Origin of the sequence: Corynebacterium freneyi (assembly GCF_030408835.1) — a bacterium.
Lineage (GTDB): Bacteria > Actinomycetota > Actinomycetes > Mycobacteriales > Mycobacteriaceae > Corynebacterium > Corynebacterium freneyi.
The window spans coordinates 1,438,891-1,463,564 of record NZ_CP047357.1 but is presented as its reverse complement, the minus strand read 5'-3'; the positions used below and the strand labels follow the sequence as shown (position 1 = coordinate 1,463,564).

Annotated in this window: 23 protein-coding genes; 10 read left to right on the top strand and 13 right to left on the bottom strand. The window is 68.6% G+C overall.

What is annotated here, in order from left to right:
• Positions 1–55: 55 nt before the first annotated feature.
• The gene (gene aspS / locus CFREN_RS06660; RefSeq protein ID WP_209652990.1) at positions 56–1,897 is read right to left on the bottom strand and encodes an aspartate--tRNA ligase; all 1,842 of its coding nucleotides are present in this window, start codon (positions 1,895–1,897) and stop codon (positions 56–58) included.
• 203 nt (positions 1,898–2,100) lie between these two features.
• Between aspS and ypfJ the strand changes: the two genes are divergently transcribed.
• Positions 2,101–2,979, top strand: a complete 879-nt coding sequence (gene ypfJ / locus CFREN_RS06655; protein WP_209652992.1) for a KPN_02809 family neutral zinc metallopeptidase — start codon at positions 2,101–2,103, stop codon at positions 2,977–2,979.
• 30 nt (positions 2,980–3,009) lie between these two features.
• On the opposite strand, the gene CFREN_RS06650 is transcribed toward ypfJ, so the two are convergent.
• On the bottom strand, positions 3,010–3,522 hold the full coding sequence (locus CFREN_RS06650; protein ID WP_209654663.1) for a DUF4112 domain-containing protein: 513 nt from the start codon (positions 3,520–3,522) through the stop codon (positions 3,010–3,012).
• A gap of 86 nt (positions 3,523–3,608) precedes the next feature.
• Between CFREN_RS06650 and CFREN_RS06645 the strand changes: the two genes are divergently transcribed.
• On the top strand, positions 3,609–4,361 hold the full coding sequence (locus tag CFREN_RS06645) for a CBS domain-containing protein (protein WP_209652994.1): 753 nt from the start codon (positions 3,609–3,611) through the stop codon (positions 4,359–4,361).
• A gap of 144 nt (positions 4,362–4,505) precedes the next feature.
• Here CFREN_RS06645 and CFREN_RS06640 read toward each other — a convergent pair whose 3' ends face one another.
• Positions 4,506–6,017 (bottom strand): HNH endonuclease signature motif containing protein, encoded by a 1,512-nt coding sequence (locus tag CFREN_RS06640; RefSeq protein WP_209652996.1) that lies wholly within the window; start codon positions 6,015–6,017, stop codon positions 4,506–4,508.
• Between the two features lie 450 nt (positions 6,018–6,467).
• Between CFREN_RS06640 and CFREN_RS06635 the strand changes: the two genes are divergently transcribed.
• From CFREN_RS06635 to CFREN_RS06615, 5 genes are all read left to right on the top strand, one after another.
• The gene (locus CFREN_RS06635; protein ID WP_209652998.1) at positions 6,468–7,586 is read left to right on the top strand and encodes a CE1758 family FMN-dependent luciferase-like monooxygenase; all 1,119 of its coding nucleotides are present in this window, start codon (positions 6,468–6,470) and stop codon (positions 7,584–7,586) included.
• A gap of 11 nt (positions 7,587–7,597) precedes the next feature.
• Positions 7,598–8,164, top strand: coding sequence for a CE1759 family FMN reductase (locus CFREN_RS06630; protein ID WP_246580194.1), 567 nt, complete (start codon positions 7,598–7,600; stop codon positions 8,162–8,164).
• A 231-nt stretch (positions 8,165–8,395) separates the two neighbouring features.
• Positions 8,396–8,971, top strand: a complete 576-nt coding sequence (locus CFREN_RS06625) for a VOC family protein (protein WP_244979527.1) — start codon at positions 8,396–8,398, stop codon at positions 8,969–8,971.
• A gap of 80 nt (positions 8,972–9,051) precedes the next feature.
• Positions 9,052–10,551 carry an L-serine ammonia-lyase gene (locus CFREN_RS06620; RefSeq protein ID WP_209653002.1) on the top strand — a complete coding sequence of 500 codons (1,500 nt, stop codon included), beginning with the start codon at positions 9,052–9,054 and terminating at the stop codon, positions 10,549–10,551.
• Positions 10,552–10,555: 4 nt separating this feature from the next.
• The gene (locus CFREN_RS06615) at positions 10,556–10,915 is read left to right on the top strand and encodes a hypothetical protein (protein ID WP_209653005.1); all 360 of its coding nucleotides are present in this window, start codon (positions 10,556–10,558) and stop codon (positions 10,913–10,915) included.
• 42 nt (positions 10,916–10,957) lie between these two features.
• Here CFREN_RS06615 and hisS read toward each other — a convergent pair whose 3' ends face one another.
• Together hisS and CFREN_RS06605 are read right to left on the bottom strand one after the other, a co-directional pair.
• Positions 10,958–12,247, bottom strand: a complete 1,290-nt coding sequence (hisS, locus tag CFREN_RS06610; protein WP_209653007.1) for a histidine--tRNA ligase — start codon at positions 12,245–12,247, stop codon at positions 10,958–10,960.
• A 10-nt stretch (positions 12,248–12,257) separates the two neighbouring features.
• Positions 12,258–12,941 carry an MBL fold metallo-hydrolase gene (locus tag CFREN_RS06605; RefSeq protein WP_209653009.1) on the bottom strand — a complete coding sequence of 228 codons (684 nt, stop codon included), beginning with the start codon at positions 12,939–12,941 and terminating at the stop codon, positions 12,258–12,260.
• A 292-nt stretch (positions 12,942–13,233) separates the two neighbouring features.
• On the opposite strand from CFREN_RS06605, the gene CFREN_RS06600 reads away from it, so the two are divergent.
• Positions 13,234–14,073 carry a peptidylprolyl isomerase gene (locus CFREN_RS06600; protein ID WP_209653011.1) on the top strand — a complete coding sequence of 280 codons (840 nt, stop codon included), beginning with the start codon at positions 13,234–13,236 and terminating at the stop codon, positions 14,071–14,073.
• A 112-nt stretch (positions 14,074–14,185) separates the two neighbouring features.
• Here CFREN_RS06600 and CFREN_RS06595 read toward each other — a convergent pair whose 3' ends face one another.
• From CFREN_RS06595 to ruvC, 8 genes are all read right to left on the bottom strand, one after another.
• Positions 14,186–16,447 (bottom strand): RelA/SpoT family protein, encoded by a 2,262-nt coding sequence (locus CFREN_RS06595; protein ID WP_070522016.1) that lies wholly within the window; start codon positions 16,445–16,447, stop codon positions 14,186–14,188.
• Positions 16,440–17,018: an adenine phosphoribosyltransferase gene (locus CFREN_RS06590; RefSeq protein WP_209653013.1), complete on the bottom strand. Its 579-nt coding sequence runs from the start codon at positions 17,016–17,018 to the stop codon at positions 16,440–16,442. The genes CFREN_RS06595 and CFREN_RS06590 overlap by 8 nt, the downstream gene beginning before the upstream one ends.
• A 167-nt stretch (positions 17,019–17,185) precedes the next feature.
• Positions 17,186–18,430 (bottom strand): protein translocase subunit SecF, encoded by a 1,245-nt coding sequence (secF, locus tag CFREN_RS06585; RefSeq protein WP_209653015.1) that lies wholly within the window; start codon positions 18,428–18,430, stop codon positions 17,186–17,188.
• Positions 18,431–18,432: 2 nt separating this feature from the next.
• Positions 18,433–20,313, bottom strand: a complete 1,881-nt coding sequence (gene secD / locus CFREN_RS06580; RefSeq protein WP_244979528.1) for a protein translocase subunit SecD — start codon at positions 20,311–20,313, stop codon at positions 18,433–18,435.
• A 50-nt stretch (positions 20,314–20,363) separates the two neighbouring features.
• A complete protein-coding gene (gene yajC, locus CFREN_RS06575) occupies positions 20,364–20,705 on the bottom strand; it encodes a preprotein translocase subunit YajC (protein ID WP_209653017.1) in 342 nt (113 codons plus the stop codon).
• 91 nt (positions 20,706–20,796) lie between these two features.
• Positions 20,797–21,846 carry a Holliday junction branch migration DNA helicase RuvB gene (ruvB, locus tag CFREN_RS06570; RefSeq protein WP_035123945.1) on the bottom strand — a complete coding sequence of 350 codons (1,050 nt, stop codon included), beginning with the start codon at positions 21,844–21,846 and terminating at the stop codon, positions 20,797–20,799.
• A 36-nt stretch (positions 21,847–21,882) separates the two neighbouring features.
• Entirely contained in the window at positions 21,883–22,518 is a 636-nt protein-coding gene (gene ruvA / locus CFREN_RS06565) for a Holliday junction branch migration protein RuvA (RefSeq protein ID WP_209653019.1), read from the bottom strand.
• Between the two features lie 47 nt (positions 22,519–22,565).
• Positions 22,566–23,126: a crossover junction endodeoxyribonuclease RuvC gene (gene ruvC, locus CFREN_RS06560; RefSeq protein WP_209654667.1), complete on the bottom strand. Its 561-nt coding sequence runs from the start codon at positions 23,124–23,126 to the stop codon at positions 22,566–22,568.
• Between the two features lie 160 nt (positions 23,127–23,286).
• Here ruvC and CFREN_RS06555 point away from each other — a divergent pair, with 160 nt between their 5' ends.
• Positions 23,287–23,748 (top strand): DUF3817 domain-containing protein, encoded by a 462-nt coding sequence (locus tag CFREN_RS06555; protein WP_209653022.1) that lies wholly within the window; start codon positions 23,287–23,289, stop codon positions 23,746–23,748.
• A gap of 5 nt (positions 23,749–23,753) precedes the next feature.
• Positions 23,754–24,671: a phosphotransferase family protein gene (locus CFREN_RS06550; RefSeq protein WP_209653024.1), complete on the top strand. Its 918-nt coding sequence runs from the start codon at positions 23,754–23,756 to the stop codon at positions 24,669–24,671.
• The last annotated feature ends 3 nt before the right edge of the window (positions 24,672–24,674 follow it).

Sequence of the window (24,674 nt, the reverse complement as noted above, 5' to 3'; positions counted from 1 at the left end):
GTCGTATGTGCTCCGGCGTTCCCCGGCCCGCGTGTGGCCGGGTTCCGCCGAGGGCCTACTGCTTGGTGTCCTGCGGCTGCTTCTTGCCCTGCTGGTTCTGGCCCTGCTCCTGCTTCTTGTCCGCCTTCGGCTTGAAGTCGATGCCGGACTCCTTGCGCTGCTGGGCGGTCACCGGCGCCGGGGCGTCGGTCAGCGGGTCGACGCCGCCGCCGGACTTCGGGAAGGCGATGGTCTCGCGGATCGACTCCACGCCCGCCAGCAGCGAGACGATGCGGTCCCATCCGAACGCGATGCCGCCGTGCGGCGGGGCGCCGAAGGCGAAGGCGTCGAGCAGGAAGCCGAACTTCTCGTGGGCCTCCTCGTCGGAGATGCCCATGACCTCGAACACGCGCTTCTGCACGTCCTGGCGGTGGATGCGGATGGAGCCGCCGCCGATCTCGTTGCCGTTGCACACGATGTCGTACGCGTAGGCCAGCGCCTCGCCCGGCTTCTTGTCGAAGGTGGCCAGGTGCTCCGGCTTCGGCGACGTGAACGCGTGGTGCACGGCGGTCCAGGCGGAGTGGCCCAGGGCGACGTCACCGGAGGCGGCGGCGTCGGCGGCGGGCTCGAACATCGGGGCGTCGACGACCCAGGTGAAGGCCCAGTCGCCTTCCTTGATCAGGCCCAGCTTCTCGGCGATGGCGCCGCGGGCCGCGCCCAACAGCGCACGCGCCGACTTGGTGTCGCCGGCGGCGAAGAAGATGCAGTCGCCCGGCTTCGCGCCGACGTGGGCGGCGATGCCCTCGCGCTCGGCGTCGGTGATGTTCTTGGCCACCGGGCCGGCCAGCTCCCCGTCCTCGCCGACGAGGATGTACGCCAGGCCCTTGGCGCCGCGCTGCTTGGCCCACTCCTGCCACGCGTCGAGCTGACGACGCGGCTGGGAGGCCCCGCCGTCCATCACGACGGCACCGACGTACTCGTTCTTGAACACGCGGAAGGTCGTGTCCTTGAAGAACTCGGTGCAGTCGGTCAGCTGGATGTCGAAGCGCAGGTCCGGCTTGTCGGAGCCGTACTTCTCCATCGCCTCGCGGTAGGTCATCCGCGGGATCGGGGTGGTGATCTCGTAGCCGCCCTCGCGCCACACGGCGGTGAGGATCTCCTCGGCCAGGGCGATGACGTCGTCCTGCTCGACGAAGCTCATCTCGACGTCGAGCTGGGTGAACTCCGGCTGACGGTCGGCGCGGAAGTCCTCGTCGCGGTAGCAGCGGGCGATCTGGTAGTAGCGCTCCATGCCGCCGACCATCAGCAGCTGCTTGAACAGCTGGGGCGACTGCGGCAGGGCGTAGAACGAACCCGGCTTCAGACGGGCCGGAACCAGGAAGTCGCGGGCGCCCTCCGGGGTGGAGCGCGTCAGCGTCGGAGTTTCGATCTCGGTGAAGTCGTGCGAGTCCAGCACCTTGCGGGCCGCGCGGTTCATCGCGGCACGCAGGCGCATGATCTTCGCCGGGCCCTCGCGACGCAGGTCCAGGTAGCGGTACTTCAGTCGGGTTTCCTCGCCGACCTCGTTGGCGCTCGACGCGTCGTCGAGCTGGAACGGCAGGGCCGCCGACTCGTTGAGGATCTCCAGCTCGGTGACGTTGAGCTCGACGTCACCCGACGCCAGGTTCGGGTTCTCCGACCCCTCCGGCCGCTTCTCGACGACGCCCGTCACCCGCACGCAGTACTCGCTGCGCAGGTGATGGGCGCGTTCGGCGACCTCGCTTTCGCGGAAAACGACCTGGGCCAGACCCGAACGGTCGCGCAGGTCGATGAAGATGACGCCACCGTGGTCGCGGCGGCGGGCCACCCAACCCGTGAGGGTGACGGTCTGTCCGGCCTGGTCGGCGCGGAGCTCGCCGGCGAGATGCGTACGCAGCACTATTGGGGTCCTTCCAAAGCTTTGCCTGTAAGAGTTAACCGAGATCGTGCGCCCGTCCGGGCGCGCGTCGATGGCAGTCTACCCGCCGCACCGGATGAGTCCGGGGGCCGGGCCGTCGTAAAGCCCGAAGAACCCCGAAGAGTCCCGAACAGATGCCGCACCTTCGTCGCTCGCGTCGGCGTCGCGGCTGGCATACTCGGTTCATGACGTTCCGTTCCGATTTCCAGAAGAGCGGCGACCGAGCTCGCCGCGGCGGTGGCGGCGGCCGCGGCGGCATCGCCATCGGCGGCGGCCTCGGCGGCCTGCTCCTCGTCGGCCTTTTCCTCCTCCTCGGCGGCGACCCCTCGCAGCTGCAGCAGCCCTCCCAGCCGAGCGGCGGCCAATCGCAGAACGCGCAGGGCGGATTCGAGCACTGCCAGACCGGCGCGGACGCCAACGAACACCTGGACTGCCGCATCGAGTTCACCGGCATCTCCGTCGACCGCGTGTGGGCCGAACAGCTGCCCGCCCAGGCCGGCATCGAGTACCAGGCGCCCGGCATCGAGATCTTCTCCGGCTCCACCCGGTCCGGCTGCGGCTACGCGTCGGCGTCGACCGGCCCGTTCTACTGCCCCGCCGACGAATACTCCTACTACGACGTCTCCTTCTTCGACCAGCTCGAACGCATGGGCGGCGGCGGTGGGCCGCTGGCCCAGCAGTACGTCGTGGCGCACGAGTTCGCCCACCACATCCAGAAGCTCGAGGGCACCCTCGGCCGCTCCAACTACAACGAGCCCGGCCCGGATTCCGACGCCGTGAAGATCGAGCTGCAGGCCGACTGCTACGCCGGCATCTGGGCGCACTACGCCGACAAGGGCCCCGACGCGATCCTCGAGCCGCTCACCGAGCAGCAGGTCGCCGACGCCCTGAAGACCGCCCGCGCCATCGGCGACGACACCATCCAGGGCCACCAGGGCGGCGAGATCCGCCCCGACTTGTGGACCCACGGTTCCTCCGAGCAGCGCGCCGACGCTTTCATGACCGGCTACCAGACCGGCAAGATGGCCCGCTGCGACACCCTCGAGCGGGGCGTGTACAGGTAGTCGCCGGCCATATGGCGCTGCGAGTCCGGATCAGTACCCCGCCTGTATGAGCGCGATGAGGCCCCAGACCGCGCCGATCGCGAGCGCGACGATGAGCACCACGAGCACGACCAGCAGGATCGCCGCGCCGATCAGATAGCGTTTCGACGACTTCGCCGTCCCGGCGGGGTCGTCGATTGCTTTGAGCATCAGCCGCTCGTTGCGGATGTTGGCCCGGAAAAAGAAATCGAACGCGTCGCCTGCAACGGGAATGGCACCGATGACCATGTCGAGCAGCAGGTTCAACGCCATTCGCAGCAGGACGACGAACGGCACCCGATAGCGGATGCCGTCGATGACCAGCCCCGTGGCCGCGACGGCTCCGGCGGCGTCGCCAAGCCCCGGGACGAGTCCCACGAGCGGATCCAGCCCCACGCGGCGATTGGTTCCGGGGATCGTGAACAGGTCGTCCATGACGTGCGCGATCAACCGCGACGTTCGATTGAGCGACCGAGGCTGCTCCGCCCCGCCGCGTCGGTTCCGATCCGGTTCATTCGCGTTCATGCCCACCAGCGTAGGTCAGCGTAGGTTCATGCCCTCCCGCCTGAGTCCCATGCCCGCCCCACCTGAGCGTCGGTAGCCTGGGCGCCATGACCGATGCATCTCCGGGTGGCAATGCCACGGCGTTTCTCGCCGCGTTCAACGACATCGAGGCTCATCTGCGCCGTGATCTGCGGGCAAAGCCGTCGGACGGGTTCAAGTGGATGGTCAACCTCAGCCACCGGAAGCATCGGCTTTCCGACGCACAGCGTTCCGCCCTCATGGCTTTTTCCGACCTTCGCAACGCGATCAGCCACGGCGAGTACCGGGATGGCCGCCCCATCGCGGATCCGCTGCCGGAGACGGTGGCGGATGCGGAACGTCTGGCGCGCAACCTCATCGATCCCCCGCTGGTTCTCGACGTGTTGCCCCAGCGCCGGCCCGTGACAGTCACGCCGGAGGACTCGGTGGAGAAGGTGTTCGAGGTTTTGGCCGAGTCGACGTACTCGCAGTTTCCCGTGTACGACGGCGGCGTCGACCGCGGCACGTGCACGTCGTTGCTGACGACGGATGCCATCGCCATCTGGGTCGCCCACGATTACGGCGACGACGGCCGACTGGAGGCCAAGACCGTCGCCGACGTCCTCGGTTGGGCCGGTTCGCGGGACATGCCGTACTTCATGCCCCGCAACTCCACCGTCCAGGACGCGGTGACCGCATTGACCATCCCCGGCGACGACGGCCTCGTTCCGCGTGCGCTCATCATCACCGAGCACGGCAAACCCGACCAGAAGCCGTTGCGCGTCGTGGGCGGCGCCGACCTGCCGATCCTGTGGGCCGAAGTGCAGATCGGGTCGTATTAGGCGGGACGCATTATCCGAGTCGTGTTGGCCGGCAGATCGATCACCCCGGCCCCCCCCACGACTCCATTTTCACCCCATCGCCCTCTGCCCTTCACCCCCTCTGCCCTTCACCCCCCGCGAACCGAATCATCCCAGCGAACCGAATCATCCCAGAAATCCGAAGGGCGGGACGTCGGGGTACTTCCTCAGCTTTTCTTCGCGAGACAGGTGCGCGTCGGGGTGGGTGGCGTTGGGGCCGTAGAGCTCCTGGTACTTCTCTTCGTCGGCACGCAGGCGCTCGTCGCTCACGCGCAACGCTTCCTCGGTGATCCGTCGGGCCTCCTCTTCGGCAGCGATGCGGCGCTCGTTGAATTCCCGCAGCACGGCGGTCTTGCGCGTCAATCGGGCGTCGAAGGTCTGCCGGCCGAATCCGGCCAGCGGTCCTTCCGGCATCGTGGTGAACGTGTGCTTGCCGTCGCGGCTGGTCCACACCTCGGTCCCGTCCGGGTGGGCGTCGACGTCCCACAGTTTCGCGGTCTTCAGGTTGTGGTGGCGTCGGCAAAGCTTGTGCAGGTTGGCGGTGTTCGTCGGCCCTCCCGACGCAGGATCCTCCGCGTCGTAGGGCATGACGTGGTCGTCGTCGGCCTTGTGCGCGGGGCAACTGCACCCCGGGAACCGGCAGATGCCGTCCCTGCCTTCGATGAACGCGTCCATGGCGTCGGTGGGCGCGTACCCGTCGGTCGAGCCGTTGGACGACAGGCGCAGGTGGGTCGCCCGCTTCGTCCATTCTTCGGTGGCGACCGCCGACAGCCACCCGACGCCGGACATCCATGCCCGATCGCCGTCGAACGCACGGAAGACGTTGAACACCACGTCGACCCGGGTTTTCGACCGGATCAGGTGCAGCAGCGCGTCGGTGCGCGAACATCGGTGCGCCCGGGCGACGGCGTCGAGGCTGTCGAGGACTTCCCGGCCTTCGTCGGCACGCAACGTGACCTTGAAACTGGTGTGGGTGGGCGACCGCTCGTCGACGCTGAACGCCGGGTCCTCCGCCGGGTCCGGAGGCTTGGAGTCATCCGGCGGGTCGGGTGGCCGGACAGCGGGTTCGAGCACCTCGACGATGTGGCACAACTGTTTCGACAGCGAGCGCCAGCCCACCAACGCCTGGTTGGGCCGCTTCGGCGCGAGATACCGCAGTAGGCGGTCGCAAAACGCGTCGAGATGCTCGTCGGAGAGGCAATACACGGCCGTGGCGATGGCCTTCATGTGCGACATCGGCAAAAACGGCCTTTCCTCGAGCAACTCCGCCAGCCGCGGGAGCCGTTCCAGGGCGATGCCGAGGTCGCAGTAGGCGAAACCCTCGGTTCGGGTGACGCCCAATCGCGGATGGAGGGTGGCCAGGTGGTGCTCGACGTCAGCCAACGACTCGGGGCAGGCGGCCGCGGCGATGATCAGATCACGTGCGTTGCGGTCGAGGCCGGCGGCGCACAACGGATCGTCGGCGTTCTCGTGGGCGTAGCGGAGCTCGGGAAACTCGAACGGCGCGTCTTCGTCATGTTTGTCGCCATGATGCGTGCCGTCCTGCTGTTTGCCGTCCTCTTGTTTGGCGTGCTGCTGGTCGCCGGGTCGATGCTCGTCGTCGTGGTGGGCCGGGTCGGTGTGCGCGGTGTCCGCCATGTCATGTTCCAGATCGTCGTGGGCATATCGCGGTTTACGTGTCAGGGTGTGCTGATCGGCGTAGGCGCCGACGCGAATCAGCACCGCAATCGCATACGTGAACCAATGGGCTTGTCGACGAACTCCCCCAATTCCCCACATTGCGGGAGGTGACGGCAACCAACTTCCCCCGCCGTCACCTCCAACATTACCCTCAATCGCACACGCGTGCGACCCGAAGGGGTCAGTATTTTCAAACCCCTTGCAGGCGACACCATTTCGACCTATTGTTGACGTGTCATATACCGAGGATGGTGCGAGAAGAGCGAGAGCATCCCGGAGTCGACGACGCTCGAAGCCGGCTGCACTTCGGGGCGATGACGCCGAAGGGTCGTCCGACGGCACCCGCCCCCTTCTTCCTCCCCCACCCGCACACCCACCCCGCACAAAATCGGACCACAGGAGCACGCGATGCAGTTTGGCATCTTCACCATCGGCGACGTCACCACCGACCCGACCGACGGCACGACCCCCACCGAGCATGAGCGCATCAACGCGATGACGCGGATCGCGCTGAAGGCGGAGGAAGTCGGGCTCGACGTGTTCGCGACCGGAGAGCACCATAATCCGCCGTTCGTGCCCTCCTCCCCGACGACGCACCTCGGCTACATCGCGGCGAAGACCGAAAAGCTGCTGCTGTCGACGGCCACGACGCTGATCACCACCAACGACCCGGTCAAGATCGGCGAGGACTACGCCTTCCTGCAGCATCTCTCCGGCGGCCGCGTCGACCTGATGATGGGCCGCGGCAACACCGCGCCGGTCTACCCGTGGTTCGGCAAGGACATTCGGCAGGGCATCCCGCTGGCGGTGGAGAACTACCACCTGCTGCGCCGCCTGTGGCGCGAACGTCCGGTCAACTGGTCGGGCGAGTTCCGCACTCCGCTGCAGGGCTACGTCTCCACGCCGTGGCCGCTGGACGACACGCCGCCATTCGTGTGGCACGGGTCCATCCGGTCGGTGCAGATCGCGGAGCAGGCGGCGTTCTACGGCGACGGCTTCTTCCACAACAACATCTTCTGGAACAGGGAGCACACGGCGAAGATGGTCGACATCTACCGCCGCCGCTACGAAAAGTACGGCCACGGCCGGGCGGATCAGGCCATCGTCGGCCTGGGCGGGCAGGTCTTCATCGGCGACACGGAAGAAGCGGCGAAGAAGTTCTTCCGCCCCTACTTCGACGACGCCCCGGTCTACGGCCACGGGCCGTCGTTGGAGGAGTTCACGGAGATGACGCCGCTGACGGTCGGTACCGTCGAGCAGGTCATCGAGCGCACCATGGAGTTCGCGGATTGGGTGGGCGACTATCAGCGTCAGCTGTTCCTCATCGACCATGCCGGCCTGCCGCTGGAGGTGGTCCTGAAGCAGATCGAGATCCTGGGCACGCAGGTCGTTCCGGAGTTGCGCCGTCGCATGGAGGCCCGCCGCCCCGAGCACGTGCCCTCGGACCCGCCGACCCACGCCACCCTCAAGCTCGACCGCGAGCACCCGCACCACAAGGTGCAGCCGGGCCGCGTCGAGGACATGTGAATCCGGCGGACGTGACTGTCATCGAGGTCCGGGATCTCGCCCGCGATCTCGCCGACGCATTCACGGTCGGCGGCCTGTCGTCCAAGTCCCTGGACGAGGCGCGCCGCACGGTCGCCGCAGCCGATGCCGTGATCGCGGTGTCGCCGGTGTTCAAGGCCTCGTACTCGGGCCTGTTCAAGATGTTCATCGATTCGCTTGACGACGACGCACTGCGGTCGGTGCCCACCGTCCTCGGCGCGACCGCCGGCACCGCCCGACATTCGCTGGCAGTCGACCACGCCATGCGTCCGCTGTTTTCCTACATGGGGGCCATGGTCGCGCCGACCGGCGTCTTCGCGGCGACGGACGACTTCGGGGCGGCGACGTTCACCGGTGGCGGCAACGGCAAGGACGGGGACGATCAGGGCACCGCTCCCCTGACCTCGCGCGTGTCCCGCGCGGCCGGCGAGCTCGCCGATCTGGTCCTGGCGCAGGGCGTCGGCGGTCTGGCCACCGGTGCCACCCGCCGCTCGGGCTCGGGCATCAAGGCGCCGTCCGGCCCCTCCTTCGGCGACCTGCTCAAGGGCCACTTGGGCTGAGGCCCGTCCGTCCGGCCGGCTGACGCGCCCCCGTGATCCGCATGCTCCTCTACCCTCGGGGCATGCGGATCATCCCCAACATCTGGTGCGACGGCACGGCCCTCGAGGCGGCCGAATCATTCGATCAGCTTCCTGCTCAACTTCGACCCGGCGGCGTTCGGCGATGACGGAGACGACGTCGCCAAGCGAACGGACCTGGCCCGGGAGTACCTGGACGAGGTCCACGACGCGTTGATCGACGGCGGCGAGTCGATGATGGAGCTCGGCGAGTATCCGCACAGCCCCCGCTACGCGTGGATTCGCGACCGCTACGGCGTGACCTGGCAGCTGATGCTGACCGATCCGGAGGGCGAGCCGCGGCCGTTCCTCGCGCCGTCGTTCATGTTCGGCGGCGAGAACCAGGACAAGGCGCGTGAGGCGACCGACTTCTGGGTCGGCGTCTTGTCGGACGCGGGCGCGGAGGACACCGCCCGGGGCGCCCTCGTCGAGTACGACCACGGCGCCGTCATGTTCACCGACTTCCGTCTGGCCGGAGAGTGGTTTGCGGCGATGGACTCCGCGGTCCCGCAGGACACCGCATTTAACGAGGGGATCTCGCTCCTCGTCGAGTGCCGGCCCGGCGAGCAGCTCGACCGCGTGTGGGACGCGCTGTCGTCGGATCCCGCCGCCGAGCAGTGCGGCTGGTGCAAGGACCGCTACGGCCTGTCCTGGCAGGTCGTGCCCGACACGATGGACGAGCTGATGACGCGTCCGGGCGCCTACGAGAAGATGATGTCGATGAAGAAAATCGATCCCGACGGGTACTGACCCGCGTCATCGTCGATCGGCACCGGTGCCGTCACGCCGGCGGAACATCCCGGAAACGCTTCATTTGTAGTGTGGGCCACATGACCATCAGCGTCGTGGACCTATTCAGCATCGGCATCGGGCCATCGTCGTCGCACACCGTAGGCCCGATGCGGGCGGCGTCGAAGTTCATCTCCGGGCTGCCGCCGGCATTCCTCGGCGAGCCGCATGACTCCCCGGCCGGTTCGCGTGACGACGGCCCGGCGCCCACCTTCACCACCGGATCCCCGCGGTTCACCGTCGACGTCGAGTTGCGCGGATCGCTCGCCGCGACGGGCAGGGGCCACGGCACGGATCGCGCCGTGCTGCTGGGACTGGCCGGACACGACCCGGAGACGATCCCGCCGGACGCGGAACCCCCGCCCGGTGCGAGGGTGCCGGAGGAAGGCACGGTCGAGAAGACGGCGGACGGTGGCCGACACTTTTCCTACCGGGTGACATTCGACGCGGAGGAAATCGAGGGCCACCCCAACGGCATGGTCTTCACCGCCCGCCGCGGCGATGAGGAGTTCACCCAAGAATGGTTCTCGGTGGGCGGCGGTTTCGTCTTGTCCGGCGAGGAAATCGCGGCCCGCGGCAATGGCCCGGCCGGGTTGGGCGCGGGCGCGTCGACGACCGGGCGGAGCGGAACGATCCCCCACCCCTTCACCACGGGCGACGAGCTGCTCGAACACTGCGAACGCGGGGGCCTCGATGTCTCGGACGTCATGGCCGCCAATGAAGCCGCGCTTCACGGCGACTACGAAATCGTCGAAAAGCACTTGGACGCGGTGTGGTCGACCATGCGCTCGTGCATCGACGCGGGCGCCGGCGTCGACGTCCAGGACGCCAATGGCGGCATCCTTCCTGGCGGACTCGGCGTGCGGCGACGGGCTCCCGAACTGCACCGGCAGCTCATGGGCCCGCGGTCCGATGAAAAGCCGGATCCGCTGGCCGCCATGGAATGGGTGAACCTGTGGGCGGTTGCGGTCAACGAGGAGAACGCCGCCGGCGGGCGCGTCGTGACCGCCCCGACGAATGGTGCCGCGGGCATCGTGCCGGCGGTCATGCGCTACGCGCACGAGTACGTCACCGGGTTCACTCCCCAGGCGGCTCACCGCTTCCTCCTCGCGGCCGGCGCGATCGGGATCGTGGTGAAGGAGAACGCGTCGATCTCCGGCGCCGAAGTCGGGTGCCAGGGCGAAGTCGGCTCGGCGGCCGCGATGGCCGCCGCCGGATTGTGCGAGGTTTTGGGCGGCGATCCCCGCCAGGTGGAAAACGCCGCGGAGATCGCCCTCGAACACAACCTGGGCCTGACGTGCGATCCCGTGGGCGGTCTCGTCCAGATTCCCTGCATCGAGCGCAACGCCGTGGCGGCCGTGCAGGCGATCAACGCCGCGAGGTTGGCCAGGCTGGGCGACGGCGACCATGCCGTCACCCTCGATGAAGTGGTGGAGACGATGGCGGCCACCGGCCGTGATATGATGACCAAGTACAAGGAGACGTCCACGGGCGGCCTCGCCGTGGCACTGCAGATGCCCGTGAACAGGACGGAGTGCTGATCAGATGCCGGTCCCGATCCCCCGAATCATCGCCGCTTCCGGTCTGGCCGCCCTCGGCTTGTTCCAGACGGGCCTCGCGGCGGGCATTCCGTGGGGCGAAGCCTCGTACGGCGGCGCCCATCGCGGCACGCTTCCGGACCGGTTGCGGGCGACCAGCGCCGTCGCCGCGCCCGTCTATCTCACCGCAGCCGGAGTCGTCGGAAAGGGAGCGGCGCCGCGGGCCTTGCTCGGCGCCATCGCCGGCATCATGGGCGTCGCCGTGATCCCGAACCTTGCCTCGCCGTCCCCGAAGGAACGGCTCTGGGCGCCGGTGTGCGCGGCAATTGCCGTCGCCTCGGCGATGGAACTGCGGCACACCGACTAGACCGGTGAGCGCGAAGGTGAGCGCGCGGCTTGGCCCGCGTTCCTACTGATTCAGGCGCGCCTGCAGCTGGGCGACGACGTCGTCAAGCGCAACCGCATGCTGTTCGTGCGCGGACAAGTCCTTGAGCTGGACTTCGCCCGCCGCGAGCTCGGACTCGCCGAGCACCAGGGCGAAACGCGCGCCGGCCCGGTCGGCGCCCTTCATCGCACCCTTCAAACCGCGGCCGCCGTAGGACATGTCGGCGCTGATCTCCGCGGCACGAAGCTTGCCGACGAGCACCGCCATCGCACGAGACGCCTCCTCGCCGAGGGGCACGCCGTAGACGTCGACGCGGCGTTCGTCGCCGAAGATCTTGCCCTCGGTCTCCAGGGCCAGCAACGCGCGGTCGACGCCGAGGCCGAAACCGATGCCGGACAGCTCCTGGCCTCCGAGCTGGGCCATCAAGCCGTCGTAGCGGCCGCCGCCGCCGATGCCCGACTGTGCGCCGAGGCCATCGTGGACGAACTCGAAGCAGGTCTTGGTGTAGTAGTCCAGGCCGCGGACCATGCGCGGGTTGATCACGTACTCGACGCCCATGTCGTCGAGCAGGCCGGTGACCGTCTCGAAGTGGGTGCGGCACTCCGCCGACAGGTGGTCGAGCATCAGCGGCGCGTCGGCGGTCATCTCCTTGACCTCCGGGCGCTTGTCGTCCAGCACGCGCAGCGGGTTGATCTCGGCGCGGCGACGGGTCTCCTCGTCCAGCGGCAGGCCGAACAGGAAGTCCTGGAGCTTGCGGCGGTACTCCGGGCGGCAGGACGAATCGCCCAGCGAGGTCAGCTCAAGACGGTGGCCGGTCAGGCCAATGCCCCGGAAGGAAGCGTCGGCCAGCGCCACGACCTCGGCGTCCAGGGCCGGATCGTCGACGCCGATGGCCTCGACGCCGACCTGCTGCAGCTGACGGTAACGGCCGGCCTGGGGGCGCTCGTAGCGGAAGAACGGCCCGGCGTACGACAGCTTCACCGGAAGCTGGCCGCGATCCAGGTTGTGTTCGATGACGGCGCGCATGACGCCGGCGGTGCCCTCCGGGCGCAGGGTCACCGAACGCTCGCCGCGGTCGGCGAAGGTGTACATCTCCTTCGACACCACGTCGGTGGACTCGCCCACGCCGCGGGCGAACAGGCCGGTGTCCTCGAAGACGGGCAGCTCGATGTGCTCGTACCCGGCCAGGCGGGCACGGTGCTGAAGGTATCCCCGCACGGCCTCGAACGCACGGGACTGCGGCGGAACGTAGTCCGGCACGCCCTTCGGCGCGGTGAAGGGACGGAACTTGGTCTTCTTCTGCTGCTCGGTCACCCGGGCAACCTTACTTCACCTGCGCGAGGAACGGATTGTGGGCCTTCTCCTGGCCGATCGTCGACGTCGGTCCGTGGCCCGGCAGGATGGTCAGGTGGTCGTCGAGCGGCAGGACGCGGTTCTTCAGGGAATCCATCATGTCCTGCGGGTCGGCGCCCGGCAGGTCCGTGCGGCCGATCGACCCGGCGAACAGCACGTCGCCGGAGAACACGATCTCGTCGCCGCCGTCGAAGGCGCGCAGCATGACGCATCCCGGCGAGTGGCCGGGGGCGTGGATGACCTCGAAGGCCAGGCCGGCGAACTTGACCTCGTCGCCGTCGTCGAGGTCGTGGATGTCGGTCGGCGGGACCATCTCGGCGACGTTGAACATCTTGCCCAGGCTCAGGCCCGCGCCGATGAGCGGGTTGTCCAGCATGAAGCGGTCGTGCCGGTTGATGTACACCGGGATCCCCCACTCTCGGGCCACGTCGCCGACATCGCGGGTGTGGTCGATGTGGCCGTGGGTCAGCAGCACCGCCTCCGGCTTGAGGTTGCGCTCCTCGCACTCCTTCTTCAGCCGACCCAGTGCGTCCATGCCCGGGTCGATGATGACCACGGGGGTCGGGCCGTCGGCGGCGTCGCCGTCCATCGAGTGGCCGGTGGCGACGTAGCAGTTGGTCTCGAGCGGTCCGGAGGGGAAACCGATGATCTCCATGGGGCTCCAATCTGAGGGGAATCGGCGGCGGGGCATGCGCCGACCGCGCACGGTGTCGCACGGTGTCGCGCGGAGTCGCGGGGTGTTTCGTCGAACATACTACTTTGCCCGGACGCGGCTTCATCGCCGCGCCCGTTCCACGTCCGTACCACTCCCGTTCCACGCCCCGCCCCCGAATCGCCGCCCCGGCTCCGACGCCGCGAATCCGCCGCAGGGCATAATGTTGTGCTGGACGTCGCGCCGGATATGCGGGATGCCACGCCAGACCCGTCCACGATCGAAAGAGGTAACCGTGCAGGGCAATGAACAACGACGCCGCGAGGCGATGAAGCACCTCGAGCGAGAGCTCGGCCGCCGCGACCGCGCGGAGAAGGCCAAGCCGCTGGGCGTCGTGGTCGCCACCCTGGCCATCCTGCTCGTCCTGGTCGGCGGCATTTGGTTCCTCACGACGATGGACGGCGACGATACCGACGTCACGGCCGAAGAGACGGAGACGTCGACCCCGGAGCTGGAGCCGTTGGCGATGGCCCGCGCCGAGGCGCTGCCCGACACCGTCACCTGCGAGTACCCGGCCGGGGGCGGCGAGGCGGCGAAGGAGGTCTCCACGCCGAAGACCGATGACGTTCCCGCCACCGGCACCGTCACCGTGACGCTGAAGACGAATCACGGCGACATTCCCATGCAGCTCGACCGTTCCCTGTCCCCCTGCGCCGTCAACGCCATCGAGCACCTGGCCAAGGAGGGCTACTACGACGACACGGTCTGCCACCGCATGACCTCCGGCGGACTCAACGTCCTGCAGTGCGGCGACCCGTCGGGCTCCGGCGCCGGCGGCCCGGGCTTCACCTTCGCCGACGAGTACCCGGTCGACGAGGCCGGCGCCGCGTCCGACGGCGTCATCTACCCGGAGGGCTCCATCGCGATGGCCAACTCCGGCCCGGACACCAACGGTTCGCAGTTCTTCCTCAACTACGCCGACGGTCAGCTCCAGCCGTCTTACTCGGTTCTGGGCGCCATGACCCCCGAGGGCCTCGACGTGGTCAAGGGCATCTCGGAGAAGGGCATCGAGGGCGGCCAGCTCGACGGTAAGCCGGCCGAGGAAGTCCGCATCGAGTCCGCGACGGTCTCCTAGGATCTCGCAGGACCCCGCAGGCCCCCGCCGCTTCGGCTTGACGACGGCCACCGGCCCCGCACACCACTGTGCGGGGCCGGTTTTCGTCGTCAAGCACTAGCCGGTCAAGCAACTAGCCGCCGCTGGTGACGCGGAAGACGTCGAACACGCCCTCCACCCCGCGCAGCAGCGAGATGATGTAGCCGAGCTGCTTGATGTCAGACACCTCGAACGTGAAGCGCATGACGGCGACGCGGTCCTCCGCCGTATGCGACGACGTCGCGATGATGGGCACCTTCTGGTCGCTGATGGACCGCGTGATCTCGGTGAGCAGGCCATGACGGTCGAGCGCCTCGATCTGCACCGTGACCGTGAACACCGCGCCCGTGGAATCGCTCGCCCACTCGACGTCGATGAGGCGCTCCGGCTCCTCCTTCAGCTTCGCGGCGTTCGTGCAGTCCGTGCGGTGGACGCTGACGCCGCCGCCGCGGGTGACGAAACCGAAGATCTCGTCGCCCGGCACCGGGGTGCAGCACTTGGCCAGCTTCGCCATCATGTCCGCCGACCCCGCCACGAGGACGCCCGCACCGTCGGCGCGGCGACGCTTCTGCGGGGCCTGCAGCTTCGACAGCGGGGTACGCGCCGCCAACTGGTCCTCGGCGTCGTCCTTGCTGGAAAACTGCGCCATGAGGCGGTTGGTGACGTGCTTGGCGCCGATCGCGCCCTCGCCGATGGCCGTGTAGAGCGCGTCGACGTCGGCGTAGTTGAGCTCCGTGGCGATCTGCTTCATCGACTGCGGCGTGAACAGGCGGTGCATCGGCAGACCGCCGCGCTGGACCTCGGCGGCCAACGCGTCGCGGCCGGCCTCCAGCGCCTCCTCGCGGCGTTCCTTCGCGAACCACTGGCGGATCTTCGCCTTGGCCCGCGGCGACTTCACGAACGACGCCCAATCCTTCGACGGGCCCGAATGCTGGTCCTTCGACGTGAAGACCTCGACGCGGTCGCCCGTCTTCAGCGTCGACTCCAGCGCCACCAGCTTGCCGTTGACCTTCGCGCCGATGCAGCGGTGTCCGATCTCCGTGTGCACCGCGTAGGCGAAGTCCACGGGTGTGGCGTCCATCGGCAGCGTCATGACGTCGCCCTTGGGCGTGAACACGAAGATCTCGTTGGAGGCCAGGTCGTAGCGCAGCGAATCGAGGAACTCGTTGGGGTCGGCGGCCTCGCGCTGCCAGTCGAGCAGCTGGCGCATCCACGCCATCTGGTCGACCTCGGCGGCGTCGCCCTTGTGCGACCCCTTCGTCTCCTTGTACCGCCAGTGGGCGGCGATGCCGTACTCGGCGTTGTAGTGCATCTCGTGGGTGCGGATCTGCACCTCCAGGGCGTTGCCGCCCGGGCCGATCACCGTCGTGTGCAACGACTGGTACACGCCGAAGCGGGGGGCCGAGATGTAGTCCTTGAAGCGGCCCGGCATCGGCTGGTACAGCGAGTGGACCGCGCCCATCGCGGCATAGCAGTCCTTGGTCGTATCCACGAGCACGCGGATGCCCACCAAGTCGAAGATCTCGTCGAAGTCGTGGCCCCGGACGATCATCTTCTGATAGATCGACCAGTAGTGCTTCGGGCGGCCCATCACCGTGGCGTCGATGTGGGCGGCGCGCAGGTCCGCGGTGATCTCGTCGGAGACCTGCTTCAGATACTGGTCGCGCTGCGGCGCGCGGTCGGCGACCAGGCGCACGATCTCGTCGTACTTCTTCGGGTACAAGATGGCGAAGGACAGGTCCTCCAGCTCCCACTTCACGCTCGCCATGCCCAGGCGGTGCGCCAGCGGGGCGATGACCTCGAGAGTCTCGCGGGCCTTCTTCTCCTGTTTCTCCGGCGGCAGGAAACGCATGGTGCGCATGTTGTGCAGCCGGTCGCAGACCTTGATCACCAGCACCCGCGGATCCTGGCTCATGGCCACGACCATCTTGCGCACGGTCTCGCCCTCGGCGGCCGAACCCAACGCGACCTTGTCCAGCTTCGTGACGCCGTCGACCAGGCGCGCGACCTCGGGGCCGAAATCGTCGGTGAGCTCTTCGAGGGAATAGTCGGTGTCCTCCACCGTGTCGTGGAGCAGCGCCGCGACCAGCGTGGTGGTGTCCATGCCGATCTCCGCCGCGATGGTGGCCACCGCCAGCGGGTGCGTGATGTACGGCTCCCCCGACTTGCGTTTGACGCCCGCGTGCAGCCGTTCAGCCGTGTCGTAGGCCTTCTGCAGCTGCGACAGGTCCGCGCGGGGATGGACCTCCCGGTGGATGGCCACGAGCGGGTCGAGGACGGGATTGACCTTCGTGCGCGCGCCCGTCAGGCTCCGGGCGAGACGTGCGCCGTAGCGGCGCGGCGAACGATCAGCCATCCTCCGCCCCGCTCCGCGCCTCGACGCCACCGGCCGGCGGGTTGTTCACCACGTACAGGGGCAGGTCGGACAGCCTGTCGCGACCGCCGAGACCCTGGACCTCGAGGACGGCGCACAGACCCGTCACTTCGGCGCCGCACTTCTCCAGCAGCGACCGCGCCGCGGCCATGGTGCCGCCGGTGGCCAGCACATCGTCGACGAGTACGACGCGCTTGCCTTCGAGGTCCAGACCCGAGGCCGGGACCTCCAGCGCCGCCGACCCGTACTCCAGGTCATAGGACTCGGTGTGCACCGGCGGCGGCAGCTTGCCCTTCTTGCGCACCGCCAACACGCCGAGGTCCATGCTGTACGCCACCGCCGAGCCGATGAGGAAACCGCGGGCGTCGAGACCGCCGATCACGTCGGCGCCGAATCCCCTGCACGCCTCCGCCACCTCATCGACGATGAGGCGGAACCCCTCGGGATCCGCGAGCACCGGACTCAGGTCCTCGAAAAGGACGCCGTCGGAAGGGAAATCGGGCACCAGACGAATCAGGTCGGCCAGTGCGGCCCGCGCGTTTTCATAGGCCACGGGGATCCTCGCTTTCGGGTGAACGGACGCGTGACGCGACCACGGGAAACCTTGGGGCGTTGTCGCGACAACGTTACCCCCATCTTTCCACGCGATGTGCGGCTCCAACGCATTGGCCCGTCCGGTGAGCGATCGCTCACCGGACGGGCCTCATGCTGCCGGGGATGTCAGCGCCCCGGGCGCCACGTCGCCGGGCGGGGGGCGTCTCCCCCGTCATCGTCTCCCCCGTCGATCTCGGAGATCTCGGAAGAACGCGGCGCCGTCGCCGACTTCGTCACCGTCGGGGTGGCCACCGACCTGCGCGCCGGAGCGGCGTCCGACGACTCGTCGTCACGCACCGCCGGAGCCGTGCCCGCGGCGCGCGCCTCGGCGACCTTGGCGTCATGCTCGGCGAACTTCTTCTGCCGGCGCTTGAGCGACACCAGGAACGGCGCGGCCAGGAAGATCGACGAGAACGTGCCCTGGACGATGCCGATGACCTGCACCACCGCCAGGTCCTTCAGCGTGCCCACGCCCAGCAACCCCACCGCGATGACCATGAGCGCGAGCAGCGGCAGCAGCGACGACACCGTGGTGTTGATCGAGCGCATGATCGTCTGGTTCACCGCCAGGTTCACCTGCTCCGCGTACGTGCGGCGGGTGCTCTGCCGGAAACCGGCGGTGTTCTCGCGGACCTTGTCGAACACGACGACGGTGTCGTACAGCGAGAACGACAGCACCGTCAGCAGGCCGATGACGGTGGCCGGGGTGACCTCGAAACCGACCAGCGCGTAAATGCCGGAGATGACGATGCCGTCGACGACGAGGGCGCCGATCGCGGCGATGGCCATGTCCCGTTCGAAGCGGATGGCGATGTAGGCGAACACCAGGGCCAGGAAGACCGCCATCGCCAGGATCATGCGCTCGGTGACGGAACCGCCCCAGGATTCCGAGACGGTCGAATCGCCGATGGCGTCGGGCGTGGCCTCGCCGTTGGCGTCGACCGGATGGAACTCCTCGTACAGCGCCAAGCGGGCGTCGTTGATGGCGTCCTCGCCGAGACGCTCGGAGGTGATCTCCAACACGCGGGCGTCGCCGGCGCCGATGATCTGCACCAGCTTCGGCTCGACGCCGGTGGCGTCCTCGAAGACCTCCGTCGCCTGTTCCTCGGTGACGTTGGCCGGCGGCATGGTCATGCGGGTGCCGCCCTCGAAATCGATGCCGAGGGCGAACCCGCGGATGGCCATCGCGGCAATGCACACCAGAAGGACCACGGCGGTGATGCCGTACCAGGTGCGGCGCTTGCCGACGATGTCGATGCCGCCCGAACCCGTGTACAGGCGCGTGAAGAACCCGCGCTCGGCGACGGCCCGGTCGAGCTCGTCGACGGCGACGGTGGAATCGGTGCGTGCGGTGTCGCGGTTGTCCGACATGATCACTTCGCCTCCTGCGGCTCGGTGCGGGCGGTGCCCGCGTTACGACGATTGACGCCACGGTCCGAGGCCAGCTTCATCACGGAGCCGAACCCGTTCATCGACGGCTTCGCCAGCGACGGGAACTTCCGCGTCGCCAGAATCACCAGCGGCGCGGTGACCAGGAAGGCGGTGATGATGTCGAAGATCGTGGACAGGCCCAGCGTGAACGCGAAGCCGCGGACGTCGCCGACGGCGAGGATGTAGAGCACGACCGCCGCGATGACCGAGACGAAGTTGCCCGCCAGGATCGTTCCCCTGGCGCTGCGCCACGCATGCGGCACCGAGGAGCGGAACGTCCGGCCGGTGCGCAGCTCGTCCTTGATGCGCTCGAAGAAAACGATGAACGAGTCGGCCGTGGTGCCGATGGAGATGATGATGCCCGCGATGCCGGCCAGATCCAGCGAGTAGCCGATCCACCGGCCCAGCAGCACGAGGACGCCGTAGATCATCGCGCCGGAAGCGGCCATCGACACCAGCGAGATCACGCCGAGGCCCCGGTACAGCGCCAGGGCGTAGACCACGATGAGGCCGATGCCGACCAGGCCGGCGATGACGCCGGCGGTCAGCGACGCCGAACCCATCGTCGCCGGGATGGTGGTGGCGGTGCCGCCCGGTTCACCGTCCTCGCCGGCGAAGCTCAGCGGCAGGGCGCCGTAGCGCAGGTTGTTGGCCAGCGTCTGGGCTTCGTCGATGGTGAAGTCGCCGGTGATGCGGGTGGCCTGGCCGACCGGCGTGGCGTCGCGGATCACGGGGGCGGAGATGACCTCGGAGTCGAGCACGATGGCCACCCGCTGCTGCAGGTAGTCCGTGGTCAACTGGGTCCAGGTGCGGGCGCCGGCGTCGTCGCGACCGGACTTGAAGCTGAAGGACACCTGGACCTCGCCGGACTGCTGGTCGTAGCCGCCGTTGATCGGGGCGTCGGTGTCGATGTCGTCGCCGGACAGGCGCTTGCCGTTCTCCTCGTCGGTTTCGCCGATCAGCAGCGGCACCTGGTCGAGGTAGATCACGGCTCCCGGGTTGTCCGGGTCGCACGTCAGCAGCGGCTTGGCGGGATCGTCCGCGCCGGACAGGGGGTCGGCGGCGTCGGGATCGTCGCAACGCATGAGGCCCTGGGCGGCGAAAAGCTCCGTCGGGTCGGACGACTGGCGCGAGGCCAGCAGCACGTCCCGGACCTGCTCGCGGCGCTCGGCGGCCTCGATGGAGTTGGCCGGTTCCTCGGCGGCCGGGGCGGTGACCTTTCCGGGCTCGCCGACTTCGAACTGCAGCTCTTCGGGCAGCGGCTCGTCGGGGTTCTGCTCCTCGAACATCTCCTTGGTTCGCTCGAGGTCGGCGCTGAGCGATTCGTGCAGCTCGGCCAGCGCGTCGTTGGCTTCCTCGGGGGTGAGCAGGCCGACGGAGACCCAGTCGTTGGCCATCTCGAGGGTGGTGTCGGTCAGCGCGGCCGGGTCGGGCGCCTGCATCTGGGCGACCGGCCGGAAGAACAGCTGGGACGTCTGGCCGAGTGCGCGGGCCTCCTGCGAGTCCTCGCCGGGCACGGTGATGACGAGCGTGTCGCCGTCGGTGACGACCTGGGCGCCGGTGACGCCCATGCCGTTGACGCGGTTTTCGAGGATGCGGCGGGCCTGGGCGAGCTGGTCCTGCGTGGGCTTTTCGCCCTGCGGGACCAGGGTGACGCGGGTGCCGCCCTGCAGGTCGATGCCGAGCTTCGGCGTTGCCTCACGGTTTCCGGTGAAGAACACCAGGACGTAGGTCAGCACGAGCAAGGCGACGAACAGCAGCAGCGACCACTGCGGCCATTTCGCGCGGAAGCTGCGGTTGGCGCCGCGGGATGAGCTTGCCAAGGGGAACTCCTGGGTTGATGCGGTGTCTTGGGGCGCGGGCGCGGTGCGCCTTAGGCGTCGTCGCCGTCGACGTCGGCGGGCTTGCCCGAATCGGCGGAATCGGCGGACGTGGCGTCGGCGGCCTGCTTGGCCTCTTCCTCGTTGACGTTGCGGACGATGGCGGCGCGCTCCCAGCGGGTCACGACGCCGTTGGCGATTTCGAGGTCGACGGTCGTCTCATCCACGGCGACGACGATGCCGTGCTGGCCGGAACCGGTGAGCACCTCCGCACCCGGGGCGAGACGCGCCTGCATTTCGCGGATCTGGCGGAGCTGCTTGTTCTGGCGGAAGGTCGACCACACCGGCAGAGCCAGCAGGATGACCATGAGAATGATGAGAAGAATCGGGTCCATGAGCGGAGAGTCTAACGGTTGGCCCCTGCACCGCAGCGAACCCCGGGCCCGGTGAGACGCGGCTCACGTTCCGATACGGCCGTCCGAGTCCTCAGCGCAGGCCGATCGCGCTCTCCGGCGGCTCCAGGCCGAGGTGGCGCCACGCCGTCGTGGTGGCCACCCGACCACGGGAGGTGCGGGCGATCATGCCGGCGCGGACCAGGTAGGGTTCGCAGACTTCTTCCACGGTGCCGGGTTCTTCGCCGACGGCCAGGGCCAGGGAGTTGACGCCGACCGGGCCGCCGCCATGTCCCCGCACCAACGCATCGAGCACCGCCCGGTCGAGCCGGTCGAGGCCGAGTTCATCGACATCGAAGACGAGCAGGGCGGCGCGCGCGGCCCCGATGTCGATGACTCCCCCGGCGTGGACGTCGGCGAAGTCGCGGACCCGGCGCAGCAGCCGGTTGGCGATGCGCGGCGTCCCGCGCGACCGGGAGGCGATCTCGACGGCGGCCTCCGGGCTGATCTCCACGCCGAGGATGCCCGCGGCTCGGGTGACCACCTGCGTCAGATCCGGGACGTCGTAGAACTCCATCTGCGCCGTGAAGCCGAAGCGGTCGCGCAGCGGACCGGTGAGCATCCCCGACCGGGTCGTCGCAGCGACGAGCGTGAACGGCGGGATCTCCAGCGGAATGGACGTGGCGCCGGGGCCCTTGCCGACGATGACGTCGATGCGGAAGTCCTCCATCGCCATGTAGAGCATTTCCTCGGCGGGCCGCGCGATGCGGTGGATCTCGTCGATGAACAAGACGTCGCCCTCCATGAGGTTCGACAGCATCGCCGCCAGGTCGCCGGCGCGCTCGAGCGCCGGGCCCGAGGTCATGCGCAGCGAGGTGCCGAGCTCCTGGGCGATGATCATCGCCATCGTCGTCTTGCCCAAGCCGGGCGGACCCGACAGGAGGATGTGGTCGGGCGTCACTCCGCGGCCCCGGGCGCCGCCGAGGACGAGCTCGAGCTGGCTGCGGACCTTCGGCTGGCCGATGAACTCGTCGAGCGACTTGGGGCGCAGGCTGACCTCGGCGTCGACTTCCGCCGATTGGGCGCGCGCGTCGACGTCGCGCGGTCCCGTGAGGTTGAACTCGGTGCGCTCCACATCAGACATGTTCAGTCATCCTATTCCCCGGCGATGGTCCCCGGCTCAGCCGCCCAATTCCTTCAGCGCCGCCCGCAGTGCGGCCGACGTGTCCAACGTCGGATCCGCGGCGAGCACGTCCGCCACCGCAGCGGACGCTTCCTGCTCCCGGAAGCCCAGACCGGTGAGCGCGCCGACGACCTGGTCGGCGTCCGCGGCCGGTGCCTTCGCGTTGGCGCCGGGCCGGGTGCCCGCCGCAGCTGCATCCTCGGTCGGCGCACCGGTCCCGGCGGGAGCGGCGAACGGCGCGACCTTGTCCTTCAATTCGACGAGCATGCGCTCGGCCATCCGCTTGCCCACTCCGTTGGCCGCCTGGAGGCGCTTGGAGTCTCCGGCGGCCACGGCCGCCGCAACGTCGGTGGGGTCGAGCACCTGCAGCACCGCCATTGCAAGGCGGGGCCCAAGGCCCGACACCGTCTGCAGCAGCTCGAACATCTCGCGTTCCTGCGACGAGGCGAAACCGTACAGCGTCATCGCGTCCTCGCGCACCACCAGCGTGGTGAGCAGGAAACCCTCCTCGCCGCGCGTCAACGTCGCCCCGGTCCGGGCCGTGACCGTGACCAGATGGCCGACTCCCCCGCACTCGATGACGACGTGGGCCGCGCCCATGTCGATGACGGTGCCGCGCACCGATGCGATCACTGCATTGCCTCCATCACTGTCTTGTCTCCGTCACTGCATCGTCTCCACTACCGCACAGCCTCCTTCGCCCGCGCCAGCAGCGGCGCACGCCAACAATGGCAGATGGCCAACGCCAGGGCGTCGGCGGCATCGGCCGGCTTCGGAGGTTCGGACAGCCCGAGAATCCTGGTGACCATGGTGGTCATCTGCGCCTTGTCGGCGCGACCGTTGCCGGTCAGCGCCTTCTTGACCTCCGACGGCGTGTACATGTGCACCGGCAGCCCGCGACGGGCGGCGGCGAGCATGAGCACGCCCACCGCATGCGCGGTCTGCATGACCGTCGACACGTTGCCGCGCTCGAAGATCCGCTCGATGGCCACGACGTCGGGTTCGTAGCGGTCCATCCACTCTTCCGCGGCGTTCGACAGCCGCAGCAGGCGATCCGGCAGCTCGATGTCCGACGGCGTGCGGGCCACGCCCACGGCGATGGGCGTCACCGCGCGACCACGCCCACCGTCGGCGACCGACAAACCGCACCGGGTCAACCCCGGATCGACTCCCATCACGCGAATGGTCACCGCACCCTCCTCGATATCCGCCAGTGCCCCGACACCGCACGCACCGACCATTTGATTCGCCCCATTCATACCACACCATCCGAACAAGTGTGCGTTCGCCTTGCGGCAATCGTCGTCAAGCATGCGCCGACGCGCGCAGGGGGCAATCGAAAGTGGGAGCGGCGCAACGTCATTGGTCACGACCGGGGGCGAGCACGTAACTTTTTCCACCATGAACACGCCCAAATCCCTGTACCGCAAGCTCGCGTTGGCGGAGATGGTCACCTGGACCATCCTCATCGTCGGCATCCTCCTGAAGAACTTCGCCGACATGCCGCTGGCCACCACCATCGGCGGCTCGATCCACGGCTTCGTGTTCCTGTCCTACGCGGCGGTGACAATTCTGGTGTGGGCCAACCAGCGCTGGTCCTTCGGTCGCGGCGTGCTCGGCCTGGCCTCGGCGATTATCCCCTACATGACCGTGCCGTTCGAAACCTCCACCGAGCGCGCCGGCAAGCTCGACGGCCCGTGGCGATTCCGCGACACCGACGAGACCCCGGCCACCCTGCCCGAGAAGGTCCTCGCCCCCGTCGTGCGTCACCCGGCCGCGGCCGCCGTGGCGATCATCGTCGCCGTGGCCGTCGTCTTCGCCCTCCTGCTCAACGCGGGCCCGCCGACCGAATGGTTCAACTGACCCACGTGAATCTCCCCGCCTCTGGGCCGGACGTCCTCGACGCGGCCCGCACCGCATTCCCCGAGTTGTCGTGGCAGCACGCCGATTTCCCCGAACAGGGCCTCGACCATCACGTCGCGGTCTTGTCCGGGGTTTCCGGCGTTCCGGGCGAGGATTCGCCCCTTCCCGCGGTCGTCGCCCGCCTGGCCATCGCCCCGGGCGTCGTTGGCCGCGCCGACGTCGAGGCCCGGGTGCTCGCCGACGTCGACCGACGCGCCCCGGCTGCAGTGCCGCGTTCACTGGCAACCGACGGCGACAGCCTGACCCTGGCGAGGCACGTTCCCGGCGAGCCGCTGACCGATACGGTCTGGGCGGAGCTTGACGACGCCGCCCGCACGGTTGCAGCGGCCCACCTCGCGGGCACGCTCGACGCGCTCCACGGCCGTGACGTCAATGATCCCGAGCTCTCCGACGTCAGGGCTTCCTGGTTTCCGGTCAAGCACTCCAAGTTGACGCGGGCCGTCGTCAAGCATCTGCTGCCGATCCTCGACCGCCCCGACGCGGACACGACGCGCGCCATCCTCGCCGAGGCGGAGACGACGTTCATCGACGATCCCGTCGCCCCGCGGCTCATTCACGGCGACCTGCACGAAACCCACCTGCGGTGGGCCGACGGCCGCCTGGGCGTCATCGATTTCTCCGACATGACGCTCGCCGACCCCGCCATCGACGTCGCCCACCTGGCGGGCATCTCCCCCGATTTCCACGCACGGGTCCTCTCCGACCTGGCAGCCGCCGACCGCGACCTGGAACGCCGCGCCGCCGCCTACTCCCGCTGGGACGCGGTGTTCCTCCTCATCGACCACCTCACCACCGGACGCACCCCGGAAACGACGGCGCGCGCCTTGTTCGGACGCGCGCTGGAGTCGATGCGGGGCAGGTGAGCC

Bases quoted from the DNA above. Each gene is read 5' to 3' on its own strand.
- ypfJ (WP_209652992.1), top strand. From the start codon at position 2,101: ATGACGTTCCGTTCCGATTTCCAGAAGAGCGGCGACCGAGCTCGCCGC.
- CFREN_RS06650 (WP_209654663.1), bottom strand. From the start codon at position 3,522: ATGAACGCGAATGAACCGGATCGGAACCGACGCGGCGGGGCGGAGCAG.
- CFREN_RS06645 (WP_209652994.1), top strand. From the start codon at position 3,609: ATGACCGATGCATCTCCGGGTGGCAATGCCACGGCGTTTCTCGCCGCG.
- CFREN_RS06640 (WP_209652996.1), bottom strand. From the start codon at position 6,017: ATGGCGGACACCGCGCACACCGACCCGGCCCACCACGACGACGAGCAT.
- CFREN_RS06635 (WP_209652998.1), top strand. From the start codon at position 6,468: ATGCAGTTTGGCATCTTCACCATCGGCGACGTCACCACCGACCCGACC.
- CFREN_RS06620 (WP_209653002.1), top strand. From the start codon at position 9,052: ATGACCATCAGCGTCGTGGACCTATTCAGCATCGGCATCGGGCCATCG.
- CFREN_RS06615 (WP_209653005.1), top strand. From the start codon at position 10,556: ATGCCGGTCCCGATCCCCCGAATCATCGCCGCTTCCGGTCTGGCCGCC.
- CFREN_RS06605 (WP_209653009.1), bottom strand. From the start codon at position 12,941: ATGGAGATCATCGGTTTCCCCTCCGGACCGCTCGAGACCAACTGCTAC.
- CFREN_RS06595 (WP_070522016.1), bottom strand. From the start codon at position 16,447: ATGGCTGATCGTTCGCCGCGCCGCTACGGCGCACGTCTCGCCCGGAGC.
- secF (WP_209653015.1), bottom strand. From the start codon at position 18,430: ATGTCGGACAACCGCGACACCGCACGCACCGATTCCACCGTCGCCGTC.
- yajC (WP_209653017.1), bottom strand. From the start codon at position 20,705: ATGGACCCGATTCTTCTCATCATTCTCATGGTCATCCTGCTGGCTCTG.
- ruvB (WP_035123945.1), bottom strand. From the start codon at position 21,846: ATGTCTGATGTGGAGCGCACCGAGTTCAACCTCACGGGACCGCGCGAC.
- ruvC (WP_209654667.1), bottom strand. From the start codon at position 23,126: ATGGTCGGTGCGTGCGGTGTCGGGGCACTGGCGGATATCGAGGAGGGT.
- CFREN_RS06555 (WP_209653022.1), top strand. From the start codon at position 23,287: ATGAACACGCCCAAATCCCTGTACCGCAAGCTCGCGTTGGCGGAGATG.